This is a genomic window from Christiangramia sp. OXR-203, from assembly GCF_034372165.1.
Taxonomy (GTDB): Bacteria; Bacteroidota; Bacteroidia; order Flavobacteriales; family Flavobacteriaceae; genus Christiangramia.
In genome coordinates this window covers 2,204,697-2,231,414 of sequence record NZ_CP139698.1, presented here as the reverse complement: position 1 = coordinate 2,231,414, position 26,718 = coordinate 2,204,697, and the positions used below count along the sequence as shown (strand labels likewise).

The following is a 26,718-nucleotide window of genomic DNA, read 5'->3' as shown; positions in this document are numbered from 1 at the left end:
TTATTCAGCTAACATATTCCGAAGTGAATTAATACACGCTCTGTTTCTGGTTTTAACCGTGCCCAGTGGCATATCCAGCTCTTCCGCTGTTTCCTTCTGTGTAAATCCTTTAAAGAAGAGCAAGTCTATCAATTTCTTACAAACAGGCTTTAGAACATCAATATATTTCTGAATTCCAATAGCATCTGCCTGAGCAGAGAAGTTAGACTTACTTTCCAGAATATCTACGAAATTATCTGCTGTCAGGTTTTTCTGGCTGTTCTTGTGTCTCTTGGAGCGAAGCTGATCTATAGAAGCGTTCCGGGCGATATTTAAGATCCAGGTGAAAAACCGGCCTTTGCTTGAATTGTATGATGAAGCGTTATTCCAGATCTTTAAAAAGACATCCTGTAGTATTTCCTCTGCAATATCCTGATCGTTCACTATACTGAATATAATACCGTAAACACTTTCAGAATAAAGCTCATAGATTCTTTCGAAAGCTCTTTGATTACCATTCTGAAGTTCAAGGATTAAACCGTCCTGCTGCATAAATAATGTTTAGAAAAAATAAATATACTTCATAATATGGTATAAAAAAAGCGGCTAAATAGCCGCTTTCAAATAATATTGGATGCTTATTACATTTCAATAACTCCACAACCAACTCTGGTTCCGGCTGCTCCTGAAGGTTGAGATGTATAATCATCTACACCGTCATGAACGATCACTGCTTTTCCTGCAAGATCTTTATTCTTGTCACCACAATCAAGACACCACTCATCGGTAGTAAGATTAACGGTTCCATTTCCATTCTCATCAACTTCGAAATTTCCTATATCTCCTTTATGGAAACCTTCTGGATCACCCCATTTTCCATGGTCTTCACCAGTTGGGTTCCAGTGTCCACCGGCAGATTTACCATCTGCTGCTGAACAGTCTCCTTTTTCGTGAATATGAATAGCGTGAGTTCCTTCAGCAAGACCACTGATAATTGCAGTCATGGAAACCTCACCATCTTCTTGCGTAAATACTACATTACCACTAAGGGCTGAGTTGCTAACAGATTGCAAAGTAACTTTTGCTTTCTTTTTTTCTTCATTTTTCTGGCTGTCCATTTCTGAAGACATTTCTGTCTCGTTCTGGTCATCCATTTCTTTTTCTTTCTTGTCGTTCTTACATCCTGTGAAAACTAATCCGGCGCAAAGAACTAGAGATAAACTAATACGTTTCATACTGTATCGATTGGTTAAAATTCGGTTTACAGGTCTAAATTAGTCCTATTGTCATGTGCAGCCAAAAGTTTAAGGAGAGCTTAACAATAGAACCATATCCGCTTAATCACGCAATTTTGAATTTATTTTCCCTGTAGAGGATAAGGTTTTATGGACCGGGCATTTATCTGCGATCTGCAGCACACGTTCCAGTTGCTTTTCATCAAGATCACCTTTGATCGAGATCTCTCTTTCGAAAGTATCAATTTTAGCACCGGCATCTTCGCAATTTTCGCAGTCATCAGCATGTTTTTTCGAATAACTTACATGCGTTTCTACATTCTGTATACTCCAGTTCTTGCGGCGGGCATACATTTGAATGGTCATGGAGGTACAGGCGGCAAGTCCCGCCGAAACCAACTCGTAAGGAGTAGGACCAAGATCTGCGCCACCAACTTTAGCAGGTTCATCTGCAATAAAACTATGATTCCCTGTTCTAATCTGGGTAGTATAGCCATGTTCACCAAGGTTAGCGACTACCTCATGATCTGTACTTAATTCTTCCTTTTCTTCGGAATCTATATAACGTGCAGCCCAGGTAGCAATCAGGTTTCCTGTATATAATGAGTCACTTTTATCGCTCAGCATATGGTCTGCTCCGTCCAGGCTAACGAAGCTTTTTGGATGCCATGCAGATCTATACAAATCTTCAGCATGATCTATGGACACAATGTTATCTTGTGGAGAATGTAATATTAGCAAAGCTTTTCTAATTTCTTGAAGCGCTGTTGCATCCTCATTATCATCCAGGTCTTTCACAAATTGTTGTTTGATCCTGAATTCTCTACCGCCAATATTCACTTCGGCATAACCCTGTTCTTCAATTTCCTTCATATTGGATTTGAAATGGGATTTTACGTGGGTAAGATTGGAAGGTGCATTTATAGTGACCATGCAGCGAATACTTTCGAGCTGTTTTGAGGCAAATAAGGCTGCAGCTCCTCCCAGTGAATGTCCAATCATAATACTGGGAGCATGGTAATTTTCTTCCAGGTACTTCGCTGCTGAAATTAGATCTTCTACATTTCCTGAAAAGTTGGTGTCTTCAAAGTCTCCTTCACTATCTCCCAGGCCCGTAAAATCGAATCTAAGAACTCCGTAGCCATGCGATGCCAGCGTTCGGCTAATATTCGTAGGAGCGTGAAAATTTTTGTTACAGGTAAAACAGTGGGCAAAGATCGCGAAGTTTGTAGGGGTTTCATTAAGTGGTAATTCCAGAACTCCCTTCAGTTCTTTTCCATCTGCATTTTTAAAGCTTATATCCTTCTTGTTCATGTATCAAATTTATTTTTTAAGATACTTTATTTTGTAGAGTATGGGGTATAAAAAAAGCTGCATCACGCAGCTTTAATTATTATTTAGCAGAATTTTATAATTCCTTAATCTTTATGTTACGATACCAAACCTTGTCATCATGATCCTGTAAGGCAATATGGCCGCTACGATTAGTGCCAAAACCTTCCCATTCACTAAACTTTGAGTTTTTCACCATTTCTTCCCATTTTTCTCCATGTACAGGAAATTCAGTAACGCGAGTTCCATTTAATTCTACCCATCCTTTATTCTCTTCGTGGTTGATATAAATTGTCTCTTTGTTCCATTCTCCTGTAGGTTTGGTTGCATCTTCACTTGGAGGAACCATATCGTAAAGAGCTCCTGCAGTTCGGTTTGGACCATTTTTAGCATCAGGATGCTTTTGATTGTCCAGTACCTGAATTTCCGGTCCTGTTAAATAAGGTTCAGCATATTTCTCGTCTTCCTGAACTGCCCACATCACACCACTATTTCCACCTTCGGAAATTTTCCATTCAAAACTCATTTCGAAGTTCCCGAATTCATCTTCAGTGATAAGATTTTCAGAAGATTCTCTTTCTTCAGCTGAAGGTTCAAATGCGATCACACCATTTTCCACCTTCCACTGGGAAGAGATGCTGTCTTTATTATATGCTTTCCAGCCCTGAAGATCTTCACCATTAAATAGTTCCTGCCATTCCTGCTCTTCTTCCTGCATGGTAACCGACTCCTGAGTGTCCATATTCTCAGCTTCGGTTTCTTTATTTTCGTTCTTACACGCAGTAAGCGCTAATATTGAACAGCCTATAATTGCTAATCTTTTCATTGTTATGTGTTTAAATTCCTAAAATATTCCTGAGTTTATTTTCATCGATTTCTGAACCTGCAAAATCATCAAAACGCTTTTGAGTTGCTTCAATAATATGCTTCTGAATAAATGGAGCACCTTCTCTGGCACCTTGTTCAGGGCTTTTAATACAGCATTCCCATTCCAGAACTGCCCATACGTCACAGCCGTATTCAGTTAGCTTAGAAAAGGCATTTTTAAAATCTACCTGTCCGTCGCCTGGATGCCTGTATCTTCCAGCGCGATCTTTCCAGTCCCCATAGCCACCAAACATTCCTTTTTTGCCCGTGGGCTTAAATTCAGCATCTTTGACATGGAACATTTTTATGAACTCATGGTAATGATCTATGTACTCCAGGTAATCCAGTTGCTGTAAAACAAAATGGCTTGGGTCATAAAGAATATTCACTCGTTTATGATTATTGGTAGCCTCCAGAAAGCGTTCAAAGGTCACCCCATCATGCAGGTCCTCTCCAGGATGTATCTCATAACAAACGTCAACTCCCTGTTCATCAAAAGTATTCAGGATTGGCATCCATCTGTCTGCAAGTTCTTTAAAACCCATTTCCACAAGTCCTTCAGGTCGCTGAGGCCATGGGTGAAAGGTGTGCCATAACAAAGCTCCACTAAAGGTTCCATGAACATCAATTCCTAAATTTCTACTGGCCTTAGCCGCATATTTTAATTGATCTACTGCCCATTCGGTTCTTGCTTTTGGATTATTCTTATAATCATCTGGAGCAAAATTATCGAACATTAAATCATAAGCAGGATGTACAGCAACTAGCTGTCCCTGCAGGTGTGTGCTTAGTTCGGTGATCTCAAGTCCATAAGATCCTACGGTTCCTGCAAGTTCATCGCAATATGTTTTACTTTCAGCAGCCTTTTTAAGATCTATAAGCCTGGTTTCCCAGGTAGGGATCTGAATTCCTTTATAGCCTAAGTCTGCAGCCCATTTGCACAAACCTTCCAGGGAATTGAAAGGCGCATGATCGTCCATAAACTGAGCCAGAAAAACTGCCGGTCCTTTTATTGTCTTCATCATATTATTCTTCTTCCATGCTTACCCAAACATTACCCTGTTTGTGGGAAGCTACTGTTTGTTCTATAAAATGCATCCCTCTGTAACCATCATGTAATTTAGGATAAGCTCCTTCAAATTTGCTGTTATCTTTTATTGCCTGCGCAACTCCATAATAGATATTCCCCATAGAGTCAAAAATCCCTTCAGGATGTCCTGCAGGAAGTTTAGTGCCTTCAAGAGAGAAGTCGCTGTTATAAGCATGACCTGGTTTAAGGACTTGTAGTGGTTGATCCTCCTTCAGTAAATAGAGATAATTCGGATTTTCCTGTTCCCATTTTAAACCGCCTTTATCTCCATATATCTTGACTGAAAAATTATTCTCTTCACCTGTAGCGATCTGGCTTGCTCTTAGAACACCTTTGATCTTTTCAGAAAAGCGTAAAAGAACGGTTCCGTCAATATCCATAGGATTATCTTCATATAGATAATTAAGGTCTGATAGGATATTTTTCACCTGCATTCCGGTAACGTACTCCGCCATATTAAATGCGTGTGTCCCAATGTCACCAATACAACAGCTAATTCCGGACTTTTCCGGATCTAGTCTCCATGTGGACGCTCGTTTCTCCTTATCATGAATTAAAGGATTGATCCATCCCTGGTAGTATTGTACATCTACTTTCTGAATTTCACCTATTTCACCATTTGCGATCATCGTTTTCATCTGCCTGATCATTGGATATCCAGTGTAAGTGTAAGTTACCGCGAAAATCTTATTATTTTTCTTCTGAAGTTCATTCAGGATCTTAGCTTCTTCGAAAGTGGTTGTCAATGGTTTTTCGCAAATCACATTATATCCATTCTCAAGCAACTGTTTTGCCATTGGGAAATGCAGAAAATTAGGAGTGAGTACCGAAACCACCTGCATTCTATCTTCTTCTGAAAGCTTTGCTTCTTCATCTACAAGGTGGTCTAGATCACGATAGACTCTTGAGGTATCAAGCTGAAGTTTTCCACCAAAATCAATACTTTTTTGATGATTGGTATCAAATACACCACCTACAATTTCAAACTGGTCGAACATATTGGCCGCGACTCTGTGCAGAATTCCAATAAGAGATTCTTCACCGCCACCTAATATTCCGAGTTTGATCTTACTCATAATTCAATGTTTAAATTTCAATATCTTTTTTGTCGATCTTTTCGTTCCTGAAAAATAAGGCAAAAAGGAGCAGGACTCCAAATGCAAATGCCGCAGGATATACCCAAATAGTTTCCCAATCATGCATTTTATTTCCGGTAACGTAAGCATTGGTGATCAAACCAGCCACATAGAAACCTATCAACATTCCCACGCCATAGGTAGCGAGAGTGATCAATCCCTGTGCTGAACTTTTATATTTTGAACCGGCTTTAAAATCTGTATAGATCTGTCCCGAAACGAAAAAGAAATCATAACAGATCCCATGTAAGGCGATCCCGGTAATGAGCATAAATATAAGTTCTCCGGAATTTCCATAAGCGAAAAGCAGGTAACGCAGGGTCCAGGCCAGCATTCCAGCGATAATGGTCAATTTGAAACCAAATCTCTTAAAGAAGAAGGGTAGTAGTAACAGGAATAAAACTTCAGATGCCTGCCCGATGGTCATTAAACCGGTTGGGTTTTCTACTCCAACTTCAGAAAGGAATGGATTTGTATTTTGATAATAAAAGGCTAGCGGTATGCATATTAGTACAGATGCCAGGAAGAACATGAGAAAATTTCTGTCTTTCAGTAATCCCAACGCATCCAGTCCTAGTGTTTCTACTACACTTACCTTTTTAGATTTATCTGCAGATGGTGGTGTTTTTGGAAGCGTAAAACTGAAAATTCCTAAAAATGCTGAAGCAATACTTACCATCAAAAATGTGTTTTTCAGCATTCCTTCCTGTCTGGATTCCGGAGAATCCCAGAAGAAAATATAACTGATAACCAGCCCTGCTATGATCCATCCAATTGTCCCAAAAACGCGTATAAAGGAGAACTCTTTTGCGGGATCTTTCATCTGGTTAAAGCTAACCGAGTTAACAAGAGCCAGTGTTGGCATATAGGCGATCATGTAAGCAAGTACCAATGGATAGAATTCAGCAAAATCTGTGCTTTGATACATGAAGTACATCAAAATTGCACCGGTAAGATGTAAAATTCCGAGGATCTTTTCAGCGTTAAAAAACCTGTCGGCAATCATTCCTACAATAAAAGGTGCGATGATAGCTCCCCAGGATTGCGTAGAAAAAGCGGTTGAGATCTGAACGTCTGTTGCATCTAAATTGTAACCGAGATAGGTTCCCAGTGTAACGAACCAGCCACCCCAAATGAAAAATTCTAAGAACATCATTAAGGATAGTTGGAAGCGGACTAATTTGCTCATAAATAGGACTTGTTGGAATTGGTTTAAATTTGCTTTCCTGCTTTGATAAGTAGATCTCTGGTGGCATTGATCCCTTTTTCAGGATCCATGTCTGTACCTTCATATTCAATACCGATAAAGCCTGTATAGCCACCATCTTTAACGATTTGTAGCATCTTTTTATAATCGATAACTTCTTCATTGCCTTCCATGTCGAAGGTGTAAGATTTTGCACTTACAGCTTTTGCATGTTTCATCAATTTCTCCACGCCTTCATATTTTGGGAATTCTTCGATACATTCTGCCTGCCATCTGGCACCGCCTTCACGTTTTAAACAGAAATTCCCAAAATCTGGCAAAGTTCCGCAGTTTTCCATGTTAACGGCATCCATTACACTAACCAGAAGATCTGCATCTGAAGATAAGTATCCGTGATTTTCTACTAATACATTAATATCCTTGGTTGCGGCATATTCAGATAGCTTTTTGAGGGCATCTATAGAATTATTTTTCCAGTTCTCTCTTTCCTCGTCACCAAACAGATTCACTCTTATAGAATGACAACCCAGAAATTGAGCGGCATCCACCCATTTTTTATGATTTTCTACTGCCTGGTTTCTTGCTACAGAGTCATTGGTTGCAAGATCTCCTTCGCCATCGATCATAAGTAGTAAGTTTTGAACACCAAATTCTTCACTTCTGTTTTTAAGTGTGTCCAGTACTTTTTGTAAATCCTCTTCAGGAGTTTTGGAATCCTTTACTTTTTCAGCATAAAAACTTGTAACATATTCAACCCCTTCAAAACCCATTTCACTGGATTTTTCGGCAAAATCCATTGGGTTCAGGCTGCCTTCAAAAATTGGACGGTGAAGGGACCATTGTGCTAGTGAAATCTTGAAGAATAAAGAATCATTTGTTTTTTCTGCAACTTCCTGGGATTCATTCTCTTTGCTGGATTCAGTTTGATCTTTACAAGAGGTTAAGGATAGGGAAAGGCTAATAGCAAGAAAGAGACTGCAGGCTCTAAGTGATCTAAAATTCATTTTTTGGTATGCTTAGGTTGTATGGCTTTAATGCCATTGATAGATTGAAAATTAAATGTAGTCTTTTTTTTAAAGATGTAAAATTATAGTCATTAATTTATATATTTGGTAGACTTCGAACTATTTTTTCAACGATAAATCAATGAATTGTGAATAACTATTATGAAAATGACAGCTATGATGCCATAGTTGTTGGAACAGGTATTAGTGGTGGATGGGCAGCTAAAGAGCTCACAGAGAAGGGTTTTAAAACACTTGTTCTGGAGCGTGGTCGTATGGTAGAGCATGTCAAGGACTATCCAACTATGAATGATGATCCATGGGATTACAAATTTAAAGGACAGGTTCCACGTGAAGAGAAACAACGACAACTCAAGCAGGCAAGAACCGGCTATACTGTTGCTGAACCTAGCAAACACTGGTTTGTAGATGATATTAAGCATCCCTATAATGAAACTAAAAGATTTGACTGGATGCGTGGATACCACGTTGGAGGTAGATCGATCATGTGGGGAAGACATAGTTACAGATTAAGCGATCTTGATTTTGAAGCGAATAAAAATGACGGAGTAGGAGTGGACTGGCCTATTCGTTATAAGGATATTTCACCCTGGTACGATTATGTAGAATCTTATATAGGAGTTTGCGGTGAGAAGTTAGGTTTGAGTCAATTGCCAGATGGTCAGTTCTTACCACCAATGGAATTAAATTGTGTGGAGGATCATCTTAGACAAAGTATTTCTGAAAATTTCAACGGTCGGGTAATGACTTCCGGTCGTGTTGCCCATATTACCGGTGATAAGAAGTTCGAAGGCCGTTCTAAATGTCAGTTTAGAAATAGATGTATTCGTGGTTGTCCTTATGGAGGGTATTTTAGCAGTAATTCTTCTACTTTACCTGCTGCGGAAAGAACCGGGAACATGACCTTAAGACCAAATTCCATCGTGAGCGAAGTGCTGTATGATGCAGATACCAAACTTGCTACTGGAGTAAAAGTTGTAGATACTGAAAGTGGAGAGGCTATGGAGTTTAAAGCCAATGTCGTTTTCTTATGTGCTTCAGCCGTGGCGTCTACTAGTATCCTTATGCAGTCAAAATCTGATCGTTTTCCTGAGGGAATGGGGAATGACTCAGGAGAACTGGGGCATAATGTGATGGATCACCATTTTAAAGCAGGAGCTTCCGGAAATTATGATGGTTTCCAGAACATGTACTATAAAGGAAGAAAGCCTAATGGAATATATCTGCCCAGATTCAGAAACCTTAACGGTAATAGTGAAGTTGATTTCTTAAGAGGTTATGGTTACCAGGGTGGAGCCAGCCGTACCAATTGGACAGATAGCGTTGCGGAAGCAGGCTTTGGTGAAGACCTTAAGAAAGCGGTAACAGAACCAGGAGGCTGGAACATGGGATTGATGGGCTTTGGAGAAACTCTACCATATCACGAAAATAAAATGAGTCTTGATTACAATAAACTGGACGAATGGGGGCTACCAACCGTAACTTTTGATGCCGAGTTTAAAGAGAATGAGCTGAAGATGCGTAAGGATATGGTGGATCAGGCAGTACAGATGCTTGAAAAAGCTGGATTTAAAGATGTTAGTGGTTACGATGATATTGGGGCTCCAGGTCTTGGAATTCACGAAATGGGAATGGCCAGAATGGGTAGAGATCCAAAGACATCTGTACTTAATGGAAACAACCAGGTTCACGAAGCTAAAAACGTATATGTAACCGATGGTGCATTTATGACTTCTGCCGGTTGCCAGAACCCTTCCTTGACCTATATGGCCATGACTGCAAGAGCGGCAGATCATGCTTCCAAAAACTTTAAAAAGTCTAATGCATAATAGTTTTAATCATGAATAGAAGACAATTAATAAAAAATCTCGGACTGGGTGCAGGAGTTTTTGTCGTAGGGCCTTCGGTATTAAGTCTTTTGCAAAGTTGCAAGAATGAACCTGATTATGACTGGCAACCCGTGTACCTAAGTGCTTCAAACGGACTAGCATTAAAGCAGGTTCTTGATACAATTTTACCCGCAACAGATACGCCAGGAGCTTCAGACCTGAATATTGCACAGTTCATTGATTCTTATATGGACACCGTAGCTGAGCCGGAAAGGGCTGAAGAATTTAATCGATCTGCAGATGCTTTTGCGAAATCCTTTGAAAAAGAATTTGAAAAATCTCAGGATAATGGAACTAAAGAAGAATATGATCTAATACTTAAAAAGTATCTGAAAGCGACTCCGGCAGATCGGGAGAAATACATGAAGCGTAATACCGAAACTCAGGATGCTCAAAATCAGGAGCCTGATGTTGAAATGGATTCAGATGCTGGAGCTTATGCATACCTAAATAATGTTAGAGATATGGCAATCTGGGCATGGAAGAACAGCGAAGAAGTAGGTGAGAATGTTATGTGGTATGATCCAATTCCTGGAGAGTACATCCCTTGCGGCCCGGTTAGTGAACTTGGTGGCGGAAAAGCGATGTCTTTATAGATTCTTAGTCAGAATCACAAAAATTTGAGATTTATCAACAGTTGTTGGTAAAAAAAATCAAATTATGAAATTTTTAATATTATGGCGATAATGCTCATTACATTGCATTATCGCCATCTTTTTGTGGATTCCTTAAAAATTGCTTCAAGAAATTGACATTTATAAATTTCAAACGTTTGCGAAATCCTATAAATTCAGAATGCCGATTGTTTTGTTAACAATAAATTATATAAATTTATCGTGCTCAACGTGTAATTGAGCGATTCCAACTAAAACTTTAACTTATGAGAAAATTGATTTTCAGGAGCCTTTTGTTCATCGGAGCACTTATTACCTTCGGTATGGCAAAAGCGCAAACTGTAACCGGAACAGTGACAGATGAGAGTGGTCCGCTGCCCGGTGCAACTGTTTCCATCAAGGGAACATCGACGGGTACCACTACAGATTTTGATGGTAATTACACCATTAATAATGTTCCGGCAGACGCTATACTTATGTATAGCTTCGTTGGTTATGTAACACAGGAGATAAAGGTTAGCGGTCGTAACACTATCGATGTAAACCTTGAAACAGATGCTTCTGAACTGGAAGAGGTAGTTTTAATTGGTTATGGAACCACAACTGTAAGGGATGCGACCGGTGCAGTTGCTTCGGTAACATCCGAAGAATTTAATAAAGGTAATATTTCTTCACCGGAAGAATTAATTCAGGGTAAAACGGCTGGTGTACAGATTACGCAGGCAAGTGGTGAACCTGGAGCTGGGATTGCGCTTCGTATTCGAGGAACAACTTCAGTAAGATCTAATAACAATCCATTATTCGTTGTGGATGGTGTACCATTAGCTGGTGATGCTACCGCTGCAGGTGGTGGTGACCTTGGAATTGGGTCTAGCTCTTCAAGAAACCCATTAAACTTCTTAAACCCTAGCGATATTGAAAGCATCAGTGTTTTAAAGGATGCGTCTGCAACTGCAATTTATGGTTCCAGAGGTGCGAATGGGGTGGTAATTATACAGACCAAGTCTGGTAGAGGAGCCCAGGGCGGTTCATTTACTTATGATGGTTCTGTAAGTATTGCAAATGCAGCAAATGAATTTGATCTATTAAACGCTGAACAATTCCTGGATGCTGTAGAGCAATATGGTGGAGACAGAGAGGCACAGGATTTTGGTGCAGATACAGACTGGCAGGATCAGATCCTAAGAACTGCGATCTCTCAAAACCATGCTTTATCTTATATGAATAGTTATAGTTCCGGTAACCTTCGTGTATCTTTAGGATATAATGGAATTGAAGGTGTTGTTGAGAACTCAAAAATGGAACGTCTAACAGGTCGTTTAAATGCTAATCAAAGATTCTTTGATGATAAGTTAAATCTTGGTTTACAATTGACACTTTCCAATGTACAGGATGAAGCGGCGCCTATTGGTAATGATGGTCCATCTACAGGTGACTTGCTGGGAGCAGCGTATTACGCAAATCCAACATGGCCTGCTGAAGTAGGTTTTGACCCGGTTGGAAACAGTAGAAACCCATTAGAAATTCTTGAGTATGTTAAGAATGAAACAGAAACCGACAGAATCCTTTTAAACCTTTCTGCAGATTATGACATTCTTGAAAACCTGAATGCAAAAGTAACTTTAGGTTATGACAGAGCTGAATCTGAGCAGAATGCTTCAGTTTCAGGAAATGTGATCAACTTTGATAATGGATCACCAGGAAATGGTCGTGCTCAGTTAAACGATCTTGAAGCTACGAACAGATTGATGGAGTTTGTAGTGAACTACGATAAGCAGTTTGATAACTCTACTTTTTCAGCTTTAGTTGGTTATTCTTTCCAGGATTTCCAGAGAGAAGGTAGATATGCTAATGGTTTTGGATTTGTATCCACAGATAATGGGGCAATGTCTTCAGAATTAAGAAGCGATATTGATGCGTTATATGGAGCGATAAATGGTGGTTTTAACCAGTTACGTTACAATGCTGATGGCTTGCTTGTAGATAGATTATTTACAGACAATGGTCCTGTATTAGGAGAATCTGTAAACGGTCCAGGTGGAATCAATACCAGAGTACTTACAAGTGGAACTTACGATAATACAGATGAAATTCAATCATTCTTTACCAGGTTGAACTATTCTTTGATGGATAAATACTTATTTACATTTACCATGAGAGCAGATGGATCTTCAAGATTTGGTCCAGACAATAGATATGGTTACTTCCCTTCAGGTGCATTTGCATGGAAGATCGACCAGGAAGATTTTTCTCCAGACGCTTTATCTACCTTGAAACTTAGACTTGGTTATGGTATCACTGGTAACCAGGAAGGTCTTGGATATGGAAACTTTACTATTCGTCGTGTGCTTAATGGCTACGGAATTGATAATGGTGGAAACATAAATGGTGGTGGACTTGGAACTGCAGGATTCGCTAACCCAGGATTGAAATGGGAAGAAACTGCTCAGGCTAATGTCGGGATCGATTATGGATTCATGAATGATAGATTATCTGGTAGTCTTGATTTTTACTATAAGGATACACAGGATCTTCTTCTTGTGGCAGAACAGGCTCAGCCTTCACCGGTACCTTTCACTTTCCAGAATCTTGATGCTAGTGTAATTAATAAGGGTGTTGAATTCGCAATTGATTATGATATCATTGATAATGACAATTTCTTCTGGAACTTTGGTTTCAACGTAGCTTATAACGATAATGAACTTCAGGATTTTGATGGTCTGATCCAGACGGCTCAAATTTCAGGTCAGGGTCTTACCGGAGCTTTTGCTCAGCTATTAGCTGAAGGGCGTCCATTGTTTTCTTACTACTTAAGAGAGTTCGGTGGATTTGATGAAAATGGTCTTTCTATCTATCCTAATGGAGATGAGCAGCAGTTCGTTGATAAGAGTGCACTTCCAACTACAAACCTTGGTATTAATACCAGAGCTGAATTTGGAAACTTTGATGCCTCAATTTTCTTTGCAGGACAGTTTGGTCACTATATCTATAACAATACTGCCAATGCATTCTTTACTGCAGGTAGTATAAACAGTGGTAGAAACGTAACTACAGATGTACTTACAAACGGAGAACTTCCAGCGAATGCTCCAGATGTATCTACAAGATTTCTTGAAAAAGGTGATTTCTTAAGATTACAAAATGCAAGTCTTGGTTATACTATTCCTCTTGCTGAAGACTCTTTCGTAGAAAATCTAAGGGTTTATGTAAACGGTCAAAACCTTTTCGTGATCACAGACTATTCAGGTCTTGATCCGGAAGTTAGTGTAGATAAGTCACTAAATGGTTTACCAACAGCTGGTATCGATTATACAGCATTCCCTAGACCTAGAACGGTAACATTTGGATTAAATGCTAAATTTTAAAAAAAAATTAATGATGAAAAATAGAAAGTATTTTACTTTAATTCCAGCCTGCGCACTGTTCGTCTTTAGTGCATGTACAGACCTGGAAATTGAGGAAACAGATTCGATCATCGTAAACCAGACCGGAGAATTTACCGGAGTTGGTGACGTAGATGCGACCTTGAGCGGTATCTATGATGCTGTACGGGGACAATTAGAAAATCAGGCTAACCTTTACGCTCTTAACGAGGTAAGTACAGATGAATTCCTGGTGCCCACCAGAGGAACAGACTGGGGTGATAATGGTGTTTGGAGAACATTACATCAGCACAGCTGGTCTCCAATTCACCAGCATGTAAGAGATACCTGGAATGAGCAGAACTCTATCATTTTCAGAACTACTGAAATCATTGACGAGAGGAGTAATGCTACTCCACAACAGGAAGCAGAAGCAAGGTTTTTAAGAGCTTTCGCTACATTCTGGGTGATGGATCTTTACGGTCAGGTGCCGTTTAGAGGACCAGATGAAGGAATTGAAGTAGATCCTACGGTAATGTCCAGAGCAGAAGCTTTCGACTTTATCATGGAAGATCTGAATACAGCTGCGGCGAATATTGCTACGGCCTCGCCAGGAACAGAAGCTACGAATCGTGCGACTAAAGCAGCAGTTCACTTTATGCTTGCTAAAATGTATCTTAATAAGCATATCTATACAGGGACGGGTTCACCAGACGCTGGGGACATGCAACAGGTGATTAGCAATGTGGACGCAATTAGTGCTATGGGCTTTGGTCTGGAAGAAGGTTACTTTGGAATCTTCTCTCCAAAACTTGATAATGAAACTATCTGGTATACAAATTCCGGAGTTGGAAACGTTATGTGGCATACATTACACTATAACCAGAATACACCAGCGAATGGTGGTGGTGGTTGGAATGGTTTTACCACTCTAGCTGAATTTTATGACCTTTTCGAAGGTGATCCAAATTCAAATTTTATGGGAGATGGTCAGGAAGAGCGTAGAGGATACGTTCCAACGGAAGGATCGCCTGTAGGAGTTGACTTTGATGGTGATGGTGTAGCAGACGAGATTGATGAAGATGGTGATGGTATGCTTGATGGTTCTCAAATAGGATTTGGGATGTTAATAGGACAGCAATACGGGATCGATGGTTCTAAACTACAGGCTGAAGCTGGTAAAGATCTTAGTTTTACAAAAGAACTTCCTGGACTTTTAGGTAATGGTCAGTCTACCGGGGTTCGTGTGATCAAGTACCACCCAACGAATGGTTCTTTCACCGGGCACAAGATCGTTTTCAGATATGCGGATGCTCATCTCATGAAAGCTGAAGCTGCACTTAACGGCGGTGGTGGAGACGCTACAGAATTGGTGAATGAACTTAGAACGATACGTAAGGCTTCTCCTCTTAGTTCAGTTACTTCTGAAGATATTATCGATGAACGTGGTAGAGAACTTTACTCTGAATTCTGGAGAAGAAATGACCTGATCCGTTTTGGTAAGTTTACTGAAGCATGGGGTTATAAAGATGCTTCTGAAGATTACAGAACATTATACCCAATCCCGGCGTCGGCGATTATATCTAACCCGAATTTAACTCAGAACGAGGGTTACTAAACTTTTAAAAATTGAATGAAAAGAGGGCTATTTTAGCCCTCTTTTTTTGTTATACATTTGTTAAAATTATTTATCTTTCAACCTGCTCCTCAAAGCGATTTATTATGGAAAAAGCCATTCGGCTTACATATTTCATTTTTATCTTTATCCTGTTCTCAGCCTGTGAGAAAAAGCAAACTCTTTTTCTTAAAAAAAGCAGTGAATCAACCGGAATTGATTTCAGCAATCAGCTTGATCCGGACTCTAACCTAAACATCCTTAATTATTTATATTACTATAATGGCGCTGGAGTGGCTACTGCAGATTATAATAATGATGGACTTCCAGATCTATATTTCACCTCTAATGAAGCATCAGATAAACTCTATCTCAATCTTGGAAATTTTAAATTTCAGGATGTAACAGCTCAATGTAATATTGATAATTCTGAAGGCTGGACCACAGGAGTTTCCAATATCGATATTAACAATGATGGGCTCATGGATCTCTATCTTTCAAAAGTAGCAGGCATTTTAGGGCTTCAAGGTCATAACTTATTATACATAAATAAGGGAGTTGATGACGACGGGAATTTGAAATTTAAGGAAAGCTCTAAGGAATACGGCCTGGATTTCAGTGGGTTCTCTACTCAATCAGTCTTCCTGGATTATGATCTGGATGGAGACCTGGATCTTTTCTTACTCAATCATTCCATTCATCCCAATAGAAATTATGGTCGGGGCAATAAACGTAGTTCATTCGATACCCGGGCAGGAGATCGAATCTTCAGAAATGACGGAGGAACTTTTGTAGATGTTTCCGAAGAAACAGGCATATTTCAGGGTCCTACGGGCTATGGCCTTGGTGTCGCCGTTGGTGATCTAAATAATGACAATTATCCCGATATCTACGTTGGAAATGATTTCTTCGAGAACGATTACGTCTATATCAATCAGCAGGATGGTACATTTCAGGATCTAATTACCAGCAGCCCAGATAGTTTTGGTCATACCTCGCATTACTCCATGGGAAATGATATTGCCGACATGAACAATGATGGACTGGCAGATATTGTATCCCTTGATATGCTACCCGAAGATTTACATACCTATAAGACTTCCGGACTGGAGTTTCCCTTTCAGACATATTCCAATTATCTAAGAAATGGATTTGCTCCGCAGTATATGCAAAACACATTGCATATGAATCGCGGAGATCTGAAGTTTTCTGAAGTAGCTTACCTGAGTGGCATTGCTGCAACCGAATGGTCCTGGAGTGCTTTGTTTGCCGATTTTGATAACGATTTGCATCAGGATCTATTCATCACCAATGGTATCAAAGGTGCAACCAATAATATGGATTATATAAAATTCATTTCTACGGAAGAGATTCAGCAACAAATTAGCACCGGTGAAAAAATAGACCTCGAGAATCTTACTAAACGACTTCCAGAAAAAAAGGTTAATAATTACATTTTCCAGAATAGCGGTGATCAAAAGTTCACAAATGCTTCTGAAGAGTGGTTACCTGCTCAAAAAAGCTTTAGTCATGGTAGTGTTTATGTAGATCTTGACAATGATGGCGATCTTGATCTGGTTACCAATAATACTGAAGATGCTGCCTTTATTTTTGAAAACACTACAACTGAAAGCAACTTCCTAAAGATCGATCTACAAGGTCCTGATAGAAATAGATTCGGGATTGGAGCAAAGGTCACTGTTCATACAAAGGAAGTAACACAGATGAAAGAACATTACCTGACCAGAGGTTATTTGTCTTCACTCGCTCCAGGATTGCATTTTGGTTTGGGATCGAATACAGTAGTAGATTCTGTTACGGTCAAATGGTATGATGGCAGCAAAACGGTATTAGGAAAAGTGAATGCAAATCAAAAAGTAACTGTTAAGTATTCAGCTTCAGAAAAGAATAGAAAAGAAACCGCTAAACTACCAGCATATGAAATTGCTAACGATTCTATTTTGAACTACAAGCATGTTGAACAGGCAAGTCTTGATTTCAATAGGCAACCTTTGAGCTTGTTTGCGTATTCAAACCCAGGACCAACGATGGCGACTGGGGATTTAAATGGAGATGGCCAAATGGATCTGGTTCTGGGCGGTGGCAAGTCACAGCCACTGCAGGTTTTCTTCCAGAACGATGAAACTTTTGAAAAATTTGAGACTCCAGCATTTGAGGCTGATGCCATTTCAGAAAATACCGGCATCGCTTTGCTGGATCACGATAATGATGGCGATCTCGATATTCTGGTGGTAAGCGGTGGAAATGAATTTAGATCTGGTGATGCAATTCAACCAAAACTATATGTGAACGAAGATGGTCAATTCAGAAAAGACAGTAACAATTTTAACGGAATTTCCTTAAATGCTTCAGGGGTTAGTGTGGCAGACATTAATAATGATGGATTTCAGGACGTCTTTATCTCCTCCAGTATTAAACCGCATGAATTTGGTTCCACTTCAGAACAGTTTTTTTTTATCAACGATAAAGGTAAATTTAGAGATGCCACCAGGAAATACTTCAAAGAACTTCCCGGGAGCGTTCAAACATCAAAATGGGTTGATTTCAACAGAGATGGTTATTTGGACGTAATACTGGCAGGACATTGGAATGCACCGGAGATCTATCTCAATAATAGCGGCAAGTCTTTTTCGAGAATGGATAGTAATTTATCAGATTATCAAGGTTGGTGGAATGATCTGGAGCTGGCCGACTTTGATAACGATGGAGACCTTGATCTTGTGGCTGCGAATTGGGGTCTTAATTCCAGGCTTACTGCATCGCGGGAAGAGCCCGTAAATCTTTACCTGAATGACTTTGATGGGAACGCTACTTCAGATCCTATTCTAACATATTTCTATAAAGGTGAAGAAACCGTATTTGCTTCAAAAGATGAACTGGATCAACAACTGCCATATTTGAAGAAAAGATTCAATACCTATGAACAGTTTGCGAATGCAGAGCTTTCAGATATATTTCCGAAGGAAAAATTAGAAGAAGCTCAGCTGAAAAACGTCACGGAGCTAGCCTCCTGCTATTTTGAAAATCTAGGAAATGGAACCTTCAAAAAACATGAATTAGCTTTTGAAGCTCAGGTTTCAGTAATGATGTCTATAGAAGTTTCAGATTATAATGCTGATGGTCTCCAAGACATTCTTTTGGCAGGAAATAACTATGAAATAAGCACTCAATTAGGTAGATTAGATGCTTCACACGGTGTTTTACTATTAAATGATGGCAACGCGAATTTCACAGTTTCGAAAGAATTTCCAGCGATCTCCGGGTCAGCACGTGACATAGGGAAAATATGTGTGGGGAACCAGGAATACGTGGTCATTACCAGGAACGACGATACTCCTGTAATTTTAAAATCAACGAATAAAAATGAATAGAACCAGTTACTTTCAGGTTTTAGCTATTTGCTTTTCAATATTTATAGTCTCTTGCGATTCAAATAAAAAAAGTGAAGAGAATGATTCCGAAGAAAAAATCCGCTCTCAGAATACTCTTTTTACCGAAATGCTTCCAGAAGAAACAGGAATTGATTTTATCAACGAAGTCAAGAATCAGCCAGACTTCAATATTTTCAAGTACCGGAACTTTTATAATGGTGGTGGTGTTGCCATTGGTGATATTAATAATGACGGACTCCCAGACATCTATCTAACCGCCAATATGAAGCCGAACAAATTATATCTTAACAAGGGTAATTTCGAGTTTGAAGATATTAGTGAATCTGCTGGCGTGGAAGGTAACAAACCATGGTCCACCGGAGTCAATATGGTAGATATCAATAACGACGGCCTCCTCGATATTTATGTAAGTAATGCCGGAAATATGGAAGGCGATAATCACGATAATGATCTGTATATAAATAATGGTGATTTAACTTTTACTCAAAGAGCTCAGGAATATAACCTTGCGGAAACCGGATTTAGCACTCATGCATCCTTCTTTGATTATGATAAGGATGGTGATCTGGATGCCTATATTTTAAATAATTCCAACATTCCTGTGAGTACTCTTGGTTTTGCCGAGCAAAGGAATATTCGAGCGCAAGACTGGGAGGGAGTGCCAAAAATTTTCAGAGGAGTAGGAGATATGCTGCTTAGAAATGATGACGGCGTATTTACCGATGTAAGCGAGGACGCAGGTATCTTCGGAAGTCTGATAGGTTTTGGGCTTGGTGTGATGGTTAGTGATTTCAACAACGACCTGTATCCAGATATTTATGTGTCCAATGATTTCTACGAGCGTGATTATTTATACATCAATAATCAGGATGGCACCTTTACTGAAGAAATTGAAAACTGGACGCAGCACTTATGTCTTTCTGCGATGGGAGTGGATATGGCAGATATCAATAATGATGGTTTTGCTGATATTTTTATCACCGATATGCTTCCCGATAGTGAAGAAAGGGTGAAATCTGTGATGGAATTCGAAGGTTACAACGTCTTTAAACTGAAGCAAAGCAAGGATTTTTTCCAGCAATACATTCATAATACGCTGCAATTAAATAATGGGAACGAGTCATTTTCAGAGATCGCTCATTTTAGTGGCGTTGAAAGTACAGACTGGAGTTGGGCAGGTCTTATTTTTGATATGGATAATGATGGAAACCGTGATATATATGTCACGAACGGAATTAATCATGATCTAACCGATCTCGATTTTGTTGAATTCTTTGCCAATGAGATCATTCAGAAAATGGCATTAACTGGTAAAAAGGAAGCAATTGATTCTATTATCAATAAGATGCCGGTAACCAAACTGCCTAATTATGCTTTTCAAAATCAGGGTAATCTGAAATTTAAGAATAAAGCTGAAGAATGGGGATTAGGTTTGCCAGGTCTTAGTAACGGTAGCGCTTACGGTGATCTTGATAATGATGGAGATCTTGATCTGGTCGTAAATAACGTAAATATGAATTCCTTTATTTACAGAAACAATTCTGAAAAAATTGCAGTTCACAATTACCTTAGAATTAAGCTGAAGGGTGCCGATAAGAACAGGTTTGCGATTGGAGCAGTTGTCAAGATATATACCGGAGAAGAGATTATTTTGCAGGATCAAAATCCTTCTCGCGGCTTTCAGTCCTCCATGGATTATGTGATGAATATTGGCTTAGGCAAGAAACAGAATCTTGATTCCTTGAGAGTGATTTGGCCAGACAATGCAACTCAATTGCTTGAAAATGTAAAAGCCAATCAAACTCTGGTGCTGGATCATTCCGAAGCTAAAGATCAGTTTAAGATCAGGAAGCAAACAAAATCAAAAACCCTGCTTACCGAAGTTTCCAACGATAAACTGGAAAGTCATTCCGAAAATCAATACACAGATTTCGATTTTGAAGGAATGATCTATAAAAAATTGAGTCAGGAAGGTCCGGCAATGGCAGTTGGTGATATCAACAATGATGGAAATGAGGATGTATTTATTGGAGGTGCTAAAAAACAAGCTGGAACTATTTATCTGAATCGTGGAAATGGAAATCTGCAGAAGATGAATCAACCCGCTTTAACTGCCGATGCTATGTTCGAAGATACTGCAGCTGCATTCTTTGATGCAAATGGCGACGGTAAAATAGATCTAATGATAGGCTCTGGAGGTAATGAGATTGGTGAATCGACGAATTACCGTCCAAGACTTTACCTCAACGATGGTCGCGGAAATTTTAAACCAACTCAGGCGAAGATCCCTTCTGTAGAACAAAACGTGGCTACGATCGCTCCCCATGATTTCGACAACGATGGCGATGTGGATATTTTTATAGGATCCAGAAGTGTTGCGGTAAATTATGGAATTGATCCACAACATTTATTTCTCGAAAATCAAGGGAATGGTGAATTTGTAAACGCTACAGAAAGGGTCGCTTATGATGTTAAATATGCCGGAATGATTACTGATGCCACCTGGGAAGATATCGATGGCGACGGAAAAAAAGATTTGATCACAGTTTCAGATTGGGGTGCACCTCATGTTTATACAAATTCCGGAAAAAGATTAAGCTTGCTAAAGAATGACCTGGAAAAGTATACGGGATGGTGGAATACTGTGGAAGCTGCAGATCTGGATAATGATGGCGATATGGACCTGGTTTTAGGGAATAAGGGAGCGAACCTGACGTATGAGACCAGTTTTGAAAATCCAATGAAATTATGGGTCAACGATTATGATGATAACGGAACTATCGAGCAGATCGTAACCCTGCATAGTGAAGGCAAGGACTATCCATTGCATATGAAGAAAGAGATGATCTCCCAGCTGGTTTTTCTGAAAAAGGAAAATATAAAAGCTTCAGAATACGCTAAGAGAACCGTGCAGGAATTAATTCCCGATCAAAAAATTCAGAATTCCATCGTGAAGCAGGCAAATATTTCAGAAACTATTATTGCTATCAATGACGGGACAGGTCAGTTTAAAATTCAGAAACTTCCGGGAAGAGTTCAGTTTTCATGCGTTTGCGGAATTTCCTGCGTAGATGTGAACAATGATGGCAATCTTGATTTGGTGATGGCCGGTAATGATTTTGAATTTAAACCACAATTTAGCCGACTTGATGCTGGTTATGGTAACGTATTGCTTGGCGACGGAAATATGAATTTTGAATGGAAAGATTTTAAAGAAAGTGGTTTTCATATTCGGGACGAAGTCAAGTTCCTGAAACGTATTCGTGATAAGAATGGGAAGACTTTTATAATCGCTGCTATTAATGACCAAAAACCTCGAATTTTTGAAATCAGCAATCCGTAGATTCTTTCTTTCTTTCCTGGTTATTTTTCTTTTCTCCTGTGCTAAGGACAGAGAAAAGGAGCAGGAATCACTGTTTTTCAGTAATCTCAAGGCAGAGGTAACTGGCATTGATTTTATCAACGAGCTTACAGAAACCCGGGACCAGAACATTCTGGATTATCTCTATTTCTACAATGGAGGAGGCGTAAGTATTGGAGACATCAATAACGACGGACTTCCAGATATTTATTTCACCGGAAACCAGGTTCAAAATCGGTTGTATCTCAATAAGGGATCCCTGAAATTTGAAGATATTACTGAAACGGCTGGAGTTGGTGGTCAAAGCACATGGAATACAGGTACCACCATGGCCGATGTAAATGGCGATGGATTATTGGATATCTACGTTTCTGCAGTAGTAGGCGTGAATGGATTTCTCGGCCATAACGAATTATTCATCAATAACGGTGATCTTACTTTTACCGAAAGGGCGGCTGAATATGGTCTTGATCTGGACACTTACAGTTCCCAGACTTCATTTTTTGACCTTGACAATGATGGTGATCTTGATGCATATATTTTGAATCATGCCGTACATACCAATGAATCATTCGGGCCGGCAAATATCAGGAATAACCGGGTTTATGAAAGCGGTGATAAATTGATGCTTAACGAAAACGGTAAGTTTAGGGACGTCAGTGAGCAAGCGGGAATCTATGGTGGCGCGAATTCGTATGGACTTGGTATTACTACTGCCGATTTTAATAACGATGGCTTTACAGATGTTTATATAGGAAATGATTTTCATGAAGATGATTACTACTACCTTAATAACGGGGACGGTACTTTCAGCGAGGAATTGAAAACCAGATTTGGTCATACTTCCAGGTTTTCTATGGGAAATGACGCGGCGGATATCAATAATGATGGATTCGTAGACTTGATCACACTGGACATGCTTCCAGAAGACGAAACCGTTCTAAAATCTTCCGCAGGAGATGACAATGTGAACCTTGACCGTTTTCGTATAGAGAAACTCGGTTATCACCCGCAATACACCCGTAATATGTTGCAGATCAATAAAGGCGGTAAATTCTTTGCGGAAACAGCTTTGATGAGCGGAGTAGCAGCTACAGACTGGAGTTGGGGACCTCTTTTTGCAGATTTTGATCAGGATGGATCTCAGGATCTTTTTATAAGTAACGGGATTCCCAGACGTCCTAATGATCTGGATTACGTGAAATATACTTCTAACGAGCAAATTCAGAAGAAGCTTGATAAAACCACGATCGTAGATAATGAAGTGCTCGATAAAATGCCTTCAGGAGCAGTAACAAATTATGCCTTTAAGGGTTCTGGGAGTGGACAGTTTGAAAATGTAACCAATAAATGGATCGCAAATGATTCCATTATTTCAACGGGAGTGGCCTATGGCGATCTGGATAATGATGGCGATCTCGATATTGTAACCAATAACATTAATGCACCTGCCAGTATCTATATCAATGATTTTGTTGAAGGAAATTATTTAAAACTGAAACTTCAGGGACCAGATTTGAATTTCTTCGGAATAGGCACCAAAGCTGTTATTTTTACTTCTGAAGGTTTTCAAGTACGACAATTATATAGCACTAAAGCTTTTCAGTCTTCATCTGAACCTTTGATACATTTCGGCTTAAAACAAGGAGAAACTGTAGATAGTCTAAGACTATTCTGGCCTGGAAATCGTTCTCAACGTATCATTTCACCAGAATTAAATTCTACTCTTTCGCTCAATTTTTCCAATGCAAATGATAGTATCAAAACTTCTGAAATATTTAAATCCCGAAGCGATTTTCAATTCAAAAGAACTGAAAACTTTGGGATCGATTATGAGCATAAGGAGAATATTTATAATGATTTTGATGTGCAAAAATTGATACCACATCAAACTTCAGATCTTGGACCTGCCGTTCAGGTAGCAGATTTGAATAATGACGGGGCAGAAGATATCATTTTTGGAGCATCCAGGTTTAAGCCTACAGCTGTATATTATCAGCAAAAAGGTGAATTCAGAAAAAAGAATTTTAAGGCAATATCAAGTGACTCATTGGCCGAAGACGCTTCGATAACTATTGCAGATCTCAATAGTAACGGACTCCAGGATATCCTGATAGCTTCAGGCGGAGGAGAATCTGTTGGTAAGAATAAGTGGTTGCAGGACAGGATCTATTATAATTCTAAAGAAGGGGATTTCCAGAAGTCGGAGTTGCTTCCTCAACTATTCCTTAATTCTTCTGTGATCAAAACTGCCGATTATGATGATGACGGTGATGTGGATATTTTTATCGGCAGTAACGCACAGAATTATCAGTATGGAGCGATCCCAAAGTCGGTACTATTACGAAATGACAACGGCAAATTTACTGAAGTACAACCTGGGATTTTTGAGAACATTGGAATGGTGAATGATATGATCTGGACAGATATTGATAGTGATCAAGATCTGGATATGATGATGGTAGGCGAGTGGATGTCTCCTCAAATCCTTGAAAATAACAACGGAACATTTGCAAAATCGGCTGCTTTGGAAAATATGCCACTCAATGGATTATGGCAAACCTTGATAGCTTCTGATATTGATCACGATGGAGATATGGATTACCTTTTGGGTAACTGGGGCCTAAATACTAAACTAAAAGCTTCTGCCGAGCATCCTCTAAAATTATATCATAAGGATTTTGATCAAAATGGCCTGACTGAAACCATCATCGCAATGGAAAAGGGTGGGAAGTATTATATGCCGTATGGTCTTGACGAATTGAGCGCACAGCTGAACCAGATGCGTAAGAAGTTCCCTCAGTATAAAGACTATGCAGGAAAAAGCATTGATGAGATCTTTTCTAAAGAAGAACTAGACTCTGCAAGCCTGCTGGAAGTACATACATTATCATCTGGCTACCTGGAGAATAACAATGGGAAATTCAGTTTTAGGGCTTTTGATAAAGAGCTGCAAACAGCTCCTATACGTGCAATGCTCAGTTATGATTTCAATGAAGATGGCAGGACGGAAGTGCTGGTAGGTGGTAATTATTTTGGGATAACGCCGTATCATGGTAGATTTGATGCGATGGGTGGAATGCTGATGTTAAATCAGGATAAAATTCTCGATTCTGATGAAATTGGTTTAAATTTATCACAAAAATCTGTTAAAGATTTTTCGATTATTAAAATTGCTAACAAGTCCTATCTTATAGTGACCATAAATAATTCAGAAATTGAAATCTATGAATTCAGTTTTTAAAAATATTACCATCTTATCATGTTGTCTGCTTCTTTTCATTTCCTGTTCAAAGGAAGAGAAAGAGATCGTTGTAACAGCAGATGATTTTCATACTGCCAATGAACACATCAGTAAAACGATGGTGCACGATATCTTTTCACCTCCTGTGGCAAGTAGAGTATATGCATATTCCAATATCGCTGCTTATGAAGTCATGGCGCAGTTTGATGAGAATTATCAAAGTCTTTCAGGTCAGTTGACCAATCTCGAGGAAGTTCCGGCTCCAGAATCTGATCTCACAAACCCTGAAGTTGCTGCAATTGTAGCATTTTACGACATAGCAACCAGCCTGGTATTTTCAGAAGATAAAGTGACTATCAAAAGTGATAGTTTATTTACCAAGTGGAAAAATACGAATGAAAGATCCTTTAAAGTTTCCGAAGCTTATGGGAAAAGGGTAGCCGCTCATATAAAGGATTGGTTAAAAAAGGATAATTATTCTGAAACGCGAACCATGCCCAAATTTTCTATTCTTACAGATGATGAAAGCAGATGGCAGCCAACGCCTCCTTCTTATATGGATGGGATCGAACCGCACTGGATGAAAATCAGACCTTTCGTGATCAAAGAAGCTGATCAGTTTAAACCGGCACCACCACCAGAATTTTCTATGGAAGAAGGCTCTAGATTTCACACAGAACTCATGGAAGTTTATAATATTAGAGAGAAAATCGCTAAAGACGAGGAGAACAGCGAAGAAATGGCGATCGCTAAGTTCTGGGACTGCAATCCTTATGTTTCGATATTAAGAGGACACTTAATGTTTGCTACTAAAAAGATCACTCCGGGAGGTCACTGGATGGGAATTGTAAAAATTGCCTGCCAGAAGGATGAAGCCGACTTCAGTAAATCTGTTTATGCGTATTCTAAGACTGCCATAGCTATCGCAGATGGTTTTATTAGTTGCTGGGATGAAAAGTATCGTAGCAACCTTGTTAGACCTGAAACGATTATCAATAAATATATAGACGAGAACTGGACATCTGTACTGCAAACACCGCCATTTCCAGAATATACAAGTGGACATTCTGTAATTTCTGCGGCTGCAGCCACGGCTTTGACAGATATTTTTGGTGATAACTTTGCATTTGATGATGATACTGAAGTAGATTATGGACTACCGGTTAGAAGCTTCGAATCATTCAATAAAGCTTCACAAGAGGCGGCAAACAGCAGATTATACGGAGGTATTCATTACCGGGCTGCCATTGAAGTTGGCTTGGCCCAGGGACAGGATCTTGGAAAATATGTCATCGATAATCTTCAAATGACAAAATCTACTGAAAATTCTGAATTAGCTTCCAAATAAC

At 39.4% G+C, this 26,718-nt stretch carries 16 protein-coding genes; 8 read left to right on the top strand and 8 right to left on the bottom strand.

The window, feature by feature from the left end; all coding sequences use genetic code 11:
* The 8 genes from T8I65_RS10235 to T8I65_RS10200 form a co-directional block, all read right to left on the bottom strand.
* Complete coding sequence (locus T8I65_RS10235) at nucleotides 1-531, bottom strand: RNA polymerase sigma factor (RefSeq protein WP_295179557.1); 531 nt, start codon at nucleotides 529-531, stop codon at nucleotides 1-3.
* A gap of 89 nt (nucleotides 532-620) precedes the next feature.
* A complete protein-coding gene (locus tag T8I65_RS10230) occupies nucleotides 621-1,214 on the bottom strand; it encodes a superoxide dismutase family protein (RefSeq protein ID WP_322300511.1) in 594 nt (197 codons plus the stop codon).
* Nucleotides 1,215-1,316: 102 nt separating this feature from the next.
* Nucleotides 1,317-2,528, bottom strand: a complete 1,212-nt coding sequence (locus T8I65_RS10225) for an alpha/beta fold hydrolase (RefSeq protein ID WP_322300510.1) — start codon at nucleotides 2,526-2,528, stop codon at nucleotides 1,317-1,319.
* A gap of 94 nt (nucleotides 2,529-2,622) precedes the next feature.
* Complete coding sequence (locus T8I65_RS10220) at nucleotides 2,623-3,372, bottom strand: DUF1080 domain-containing protein (protein ID WP_322300509.1); 750 nt, start codon at nucleotides 3,370-3,372, stop codon at nucleotides 2,623-2,625.
* Between the two features lie 10 nt (nucleotides 3,373-3,382).
* Nucleotides 3,383-4,435 carry a sugar phosphate isomerase/epimerase gene (locus tag T8I65_RS10215; protein WP_322302796.1) on the bottom strand — a complete coding sequence of 351 codons (1,053 nt, stop codon included), beginning with the start codon at nucleotides 4,433-4,435 and terminating at the stop codon, nucleotides 3,383-3,385.
* 4 nt (nucleotides 4,436-4,439) lie between these two features.
* The gene (locus T8I65_RS10210; RefSeq protein WP_322302795.1) at nucleotides 4,440-5,582 is read right to left on the bottom strand and encodes a Gfo/Idh/MocA family oxidoreductase; all 1,143 of its coding nucleotides are present in this window, start codon (nucleotides 5,580-5,582) and stop codon (nucleotides 4,440-4,442) included.
* A 7-nt stretch (nucleotides 5,583-5,589) separates the two neighbouring features.
* Nucleotides 5,590-6,828 carry a nucleoside permease gene (locus T8I65_RS10205; protein ID WP_322300508.1) on the bottom strand — a complete coding sequence of 413 codons (1,239 nt, stop codon included), beginning with the start codon at nucleotides 6,826-6,828 and terminating at the stop codon, nucleotides 5,590-5,592.
* A gap of 23 nt (nucleotides 6,829-6,851) precedes the next feature.
* Entirely contained in the window at nucleotides 6,852-7,850 is a 999-nt protein-coding gene (locus tag T8I65_RS10200; protein WP_322300507.1) for a sugar phosphate isomerase/epimerase family protein, read from the bottom strand.
* 149 nt (nucleotides 7,851-7,999) lie between these two features.
* Between T8I65_RS10200 and T8I65_RS10195 the strand changes: the two genes are divergently transcribed.
* From T8I65_RS10195 to T8I65_RS10160, 8 genes are all read left to right on the top strand, one after another.
* Nucleotides 8,000-9,700, top strand: coding sequence for a GMC family oxidoreductase (locus T8I65_RS10195; protein ID WP_322300506.1), 1,701 nt, complete (start codon nucleotides 8,000-8,002; stop codon nucleotides 9,698-9,700).
* An 11-nt stretch (nucleotides 9,701-9,711) separates the two neighbouring features.
* A complete protein-coding gene (locus T8I65_RS10190; RefSeq protein ID WP_322300505.1) occupies nucleotides 9,712-10,356 on the top strand; it encodes a gluconate 2-dehydrogenase subunit 3 family protein in 645 nt (214 codons plus the stop codon).
* Nucleotides 10,357-10,640: 284 nt separating this feature from the next.
* Nucleotides 10,641-13,739 (top strand): SusC/RagA family TonB-linked outer membrane protein, encoded by a 3,099-nt coding sequence (locus T8I65_RS10185; RefSeq protein WP_322300504.1) that lies wholly within the window; start codon nucleotides 10,641-10,643, stop codon nucleotides 13,737-13,739.
* Between the two features lie 10 nt (nucleotides 13,740-13,749).
* The gene (locus T8I65_RS10180) at nucleotides 13,750-15,354 is read left to right on the top strand and encodes a RagB/SusD family nutrient uptake outer membrane protein (protein WP_322300503.1); all 1,605 of its coding nucleotides are present in this window, start codon (nucleotides 13,750-13,752) and stop codon (nucleotides 15,352-15,354) included.
* Nucleotides 15,355-15,458: 104 nt separating this feature from the next.
* The gene (locus T8I65_RS10175; RefSeq protein WP_322300502.1) at nucleotides 15,459-18,743 is read left to right on the top strand and encodes a VCBS repeat-containing protein; all 3,285 of its coding nucleotides are present in this window, start codon (nucleotides 15,459-15,461) and stop codon (nucleotides 18,741-18,743) included.
* Nucleotides 18,736-22,107 carry a VCBS repeat-containing protein gene (locus tag T8I65_RS10170; protein WP_322300501.1) on the top strand — a complete coding sequence of 1,124 codons (3,372 nt, stop codon included), beginning with the start codon at nucleotides 18,736-18,738 and terminating at the stop codon, nucleotides 22,105-22,107. The genes T8I65_RS10175 and T8I65_RS10170 overlap by 8 nt, the downstream gene beginning before the upstream one ends.
* The gene (locus T8I65_RS10165; protein ID WP_416173197.1) at nucleotides 22,067-25,369 is read left to right on the top strand and encodes a VCBS repeat-containing protein; all 3,303 of its coding nucleotides are present in this window, start codon (nucleotides 22,067-22,069) and stop codon (nucleotides 25,367-25,369) included. The genes T8I65_RS10170 and T8I65_RS10165 overlap by 41 nt, the downstream gene beginning before the upstream one ends.
* Nucleotides 25,353-26,717, top strand: a complete 1,365-nt coding sequence (locus T8I65_RS10160; RefSeq protein WP_322300499.1) for a vanadium-dependent haloperoxidase — start codon at nucleotides 25,353-25,355, stop codon at nucleotides 26,715-26,717. The genes T8I65_RS10165 and T8I65_RS10160 overlap by 17 nt, the downstream gene beginning before the upstream one ends.
* The last annotated feature ends 1 nt before the right edge of the window (nucleotide 26,718 follow it).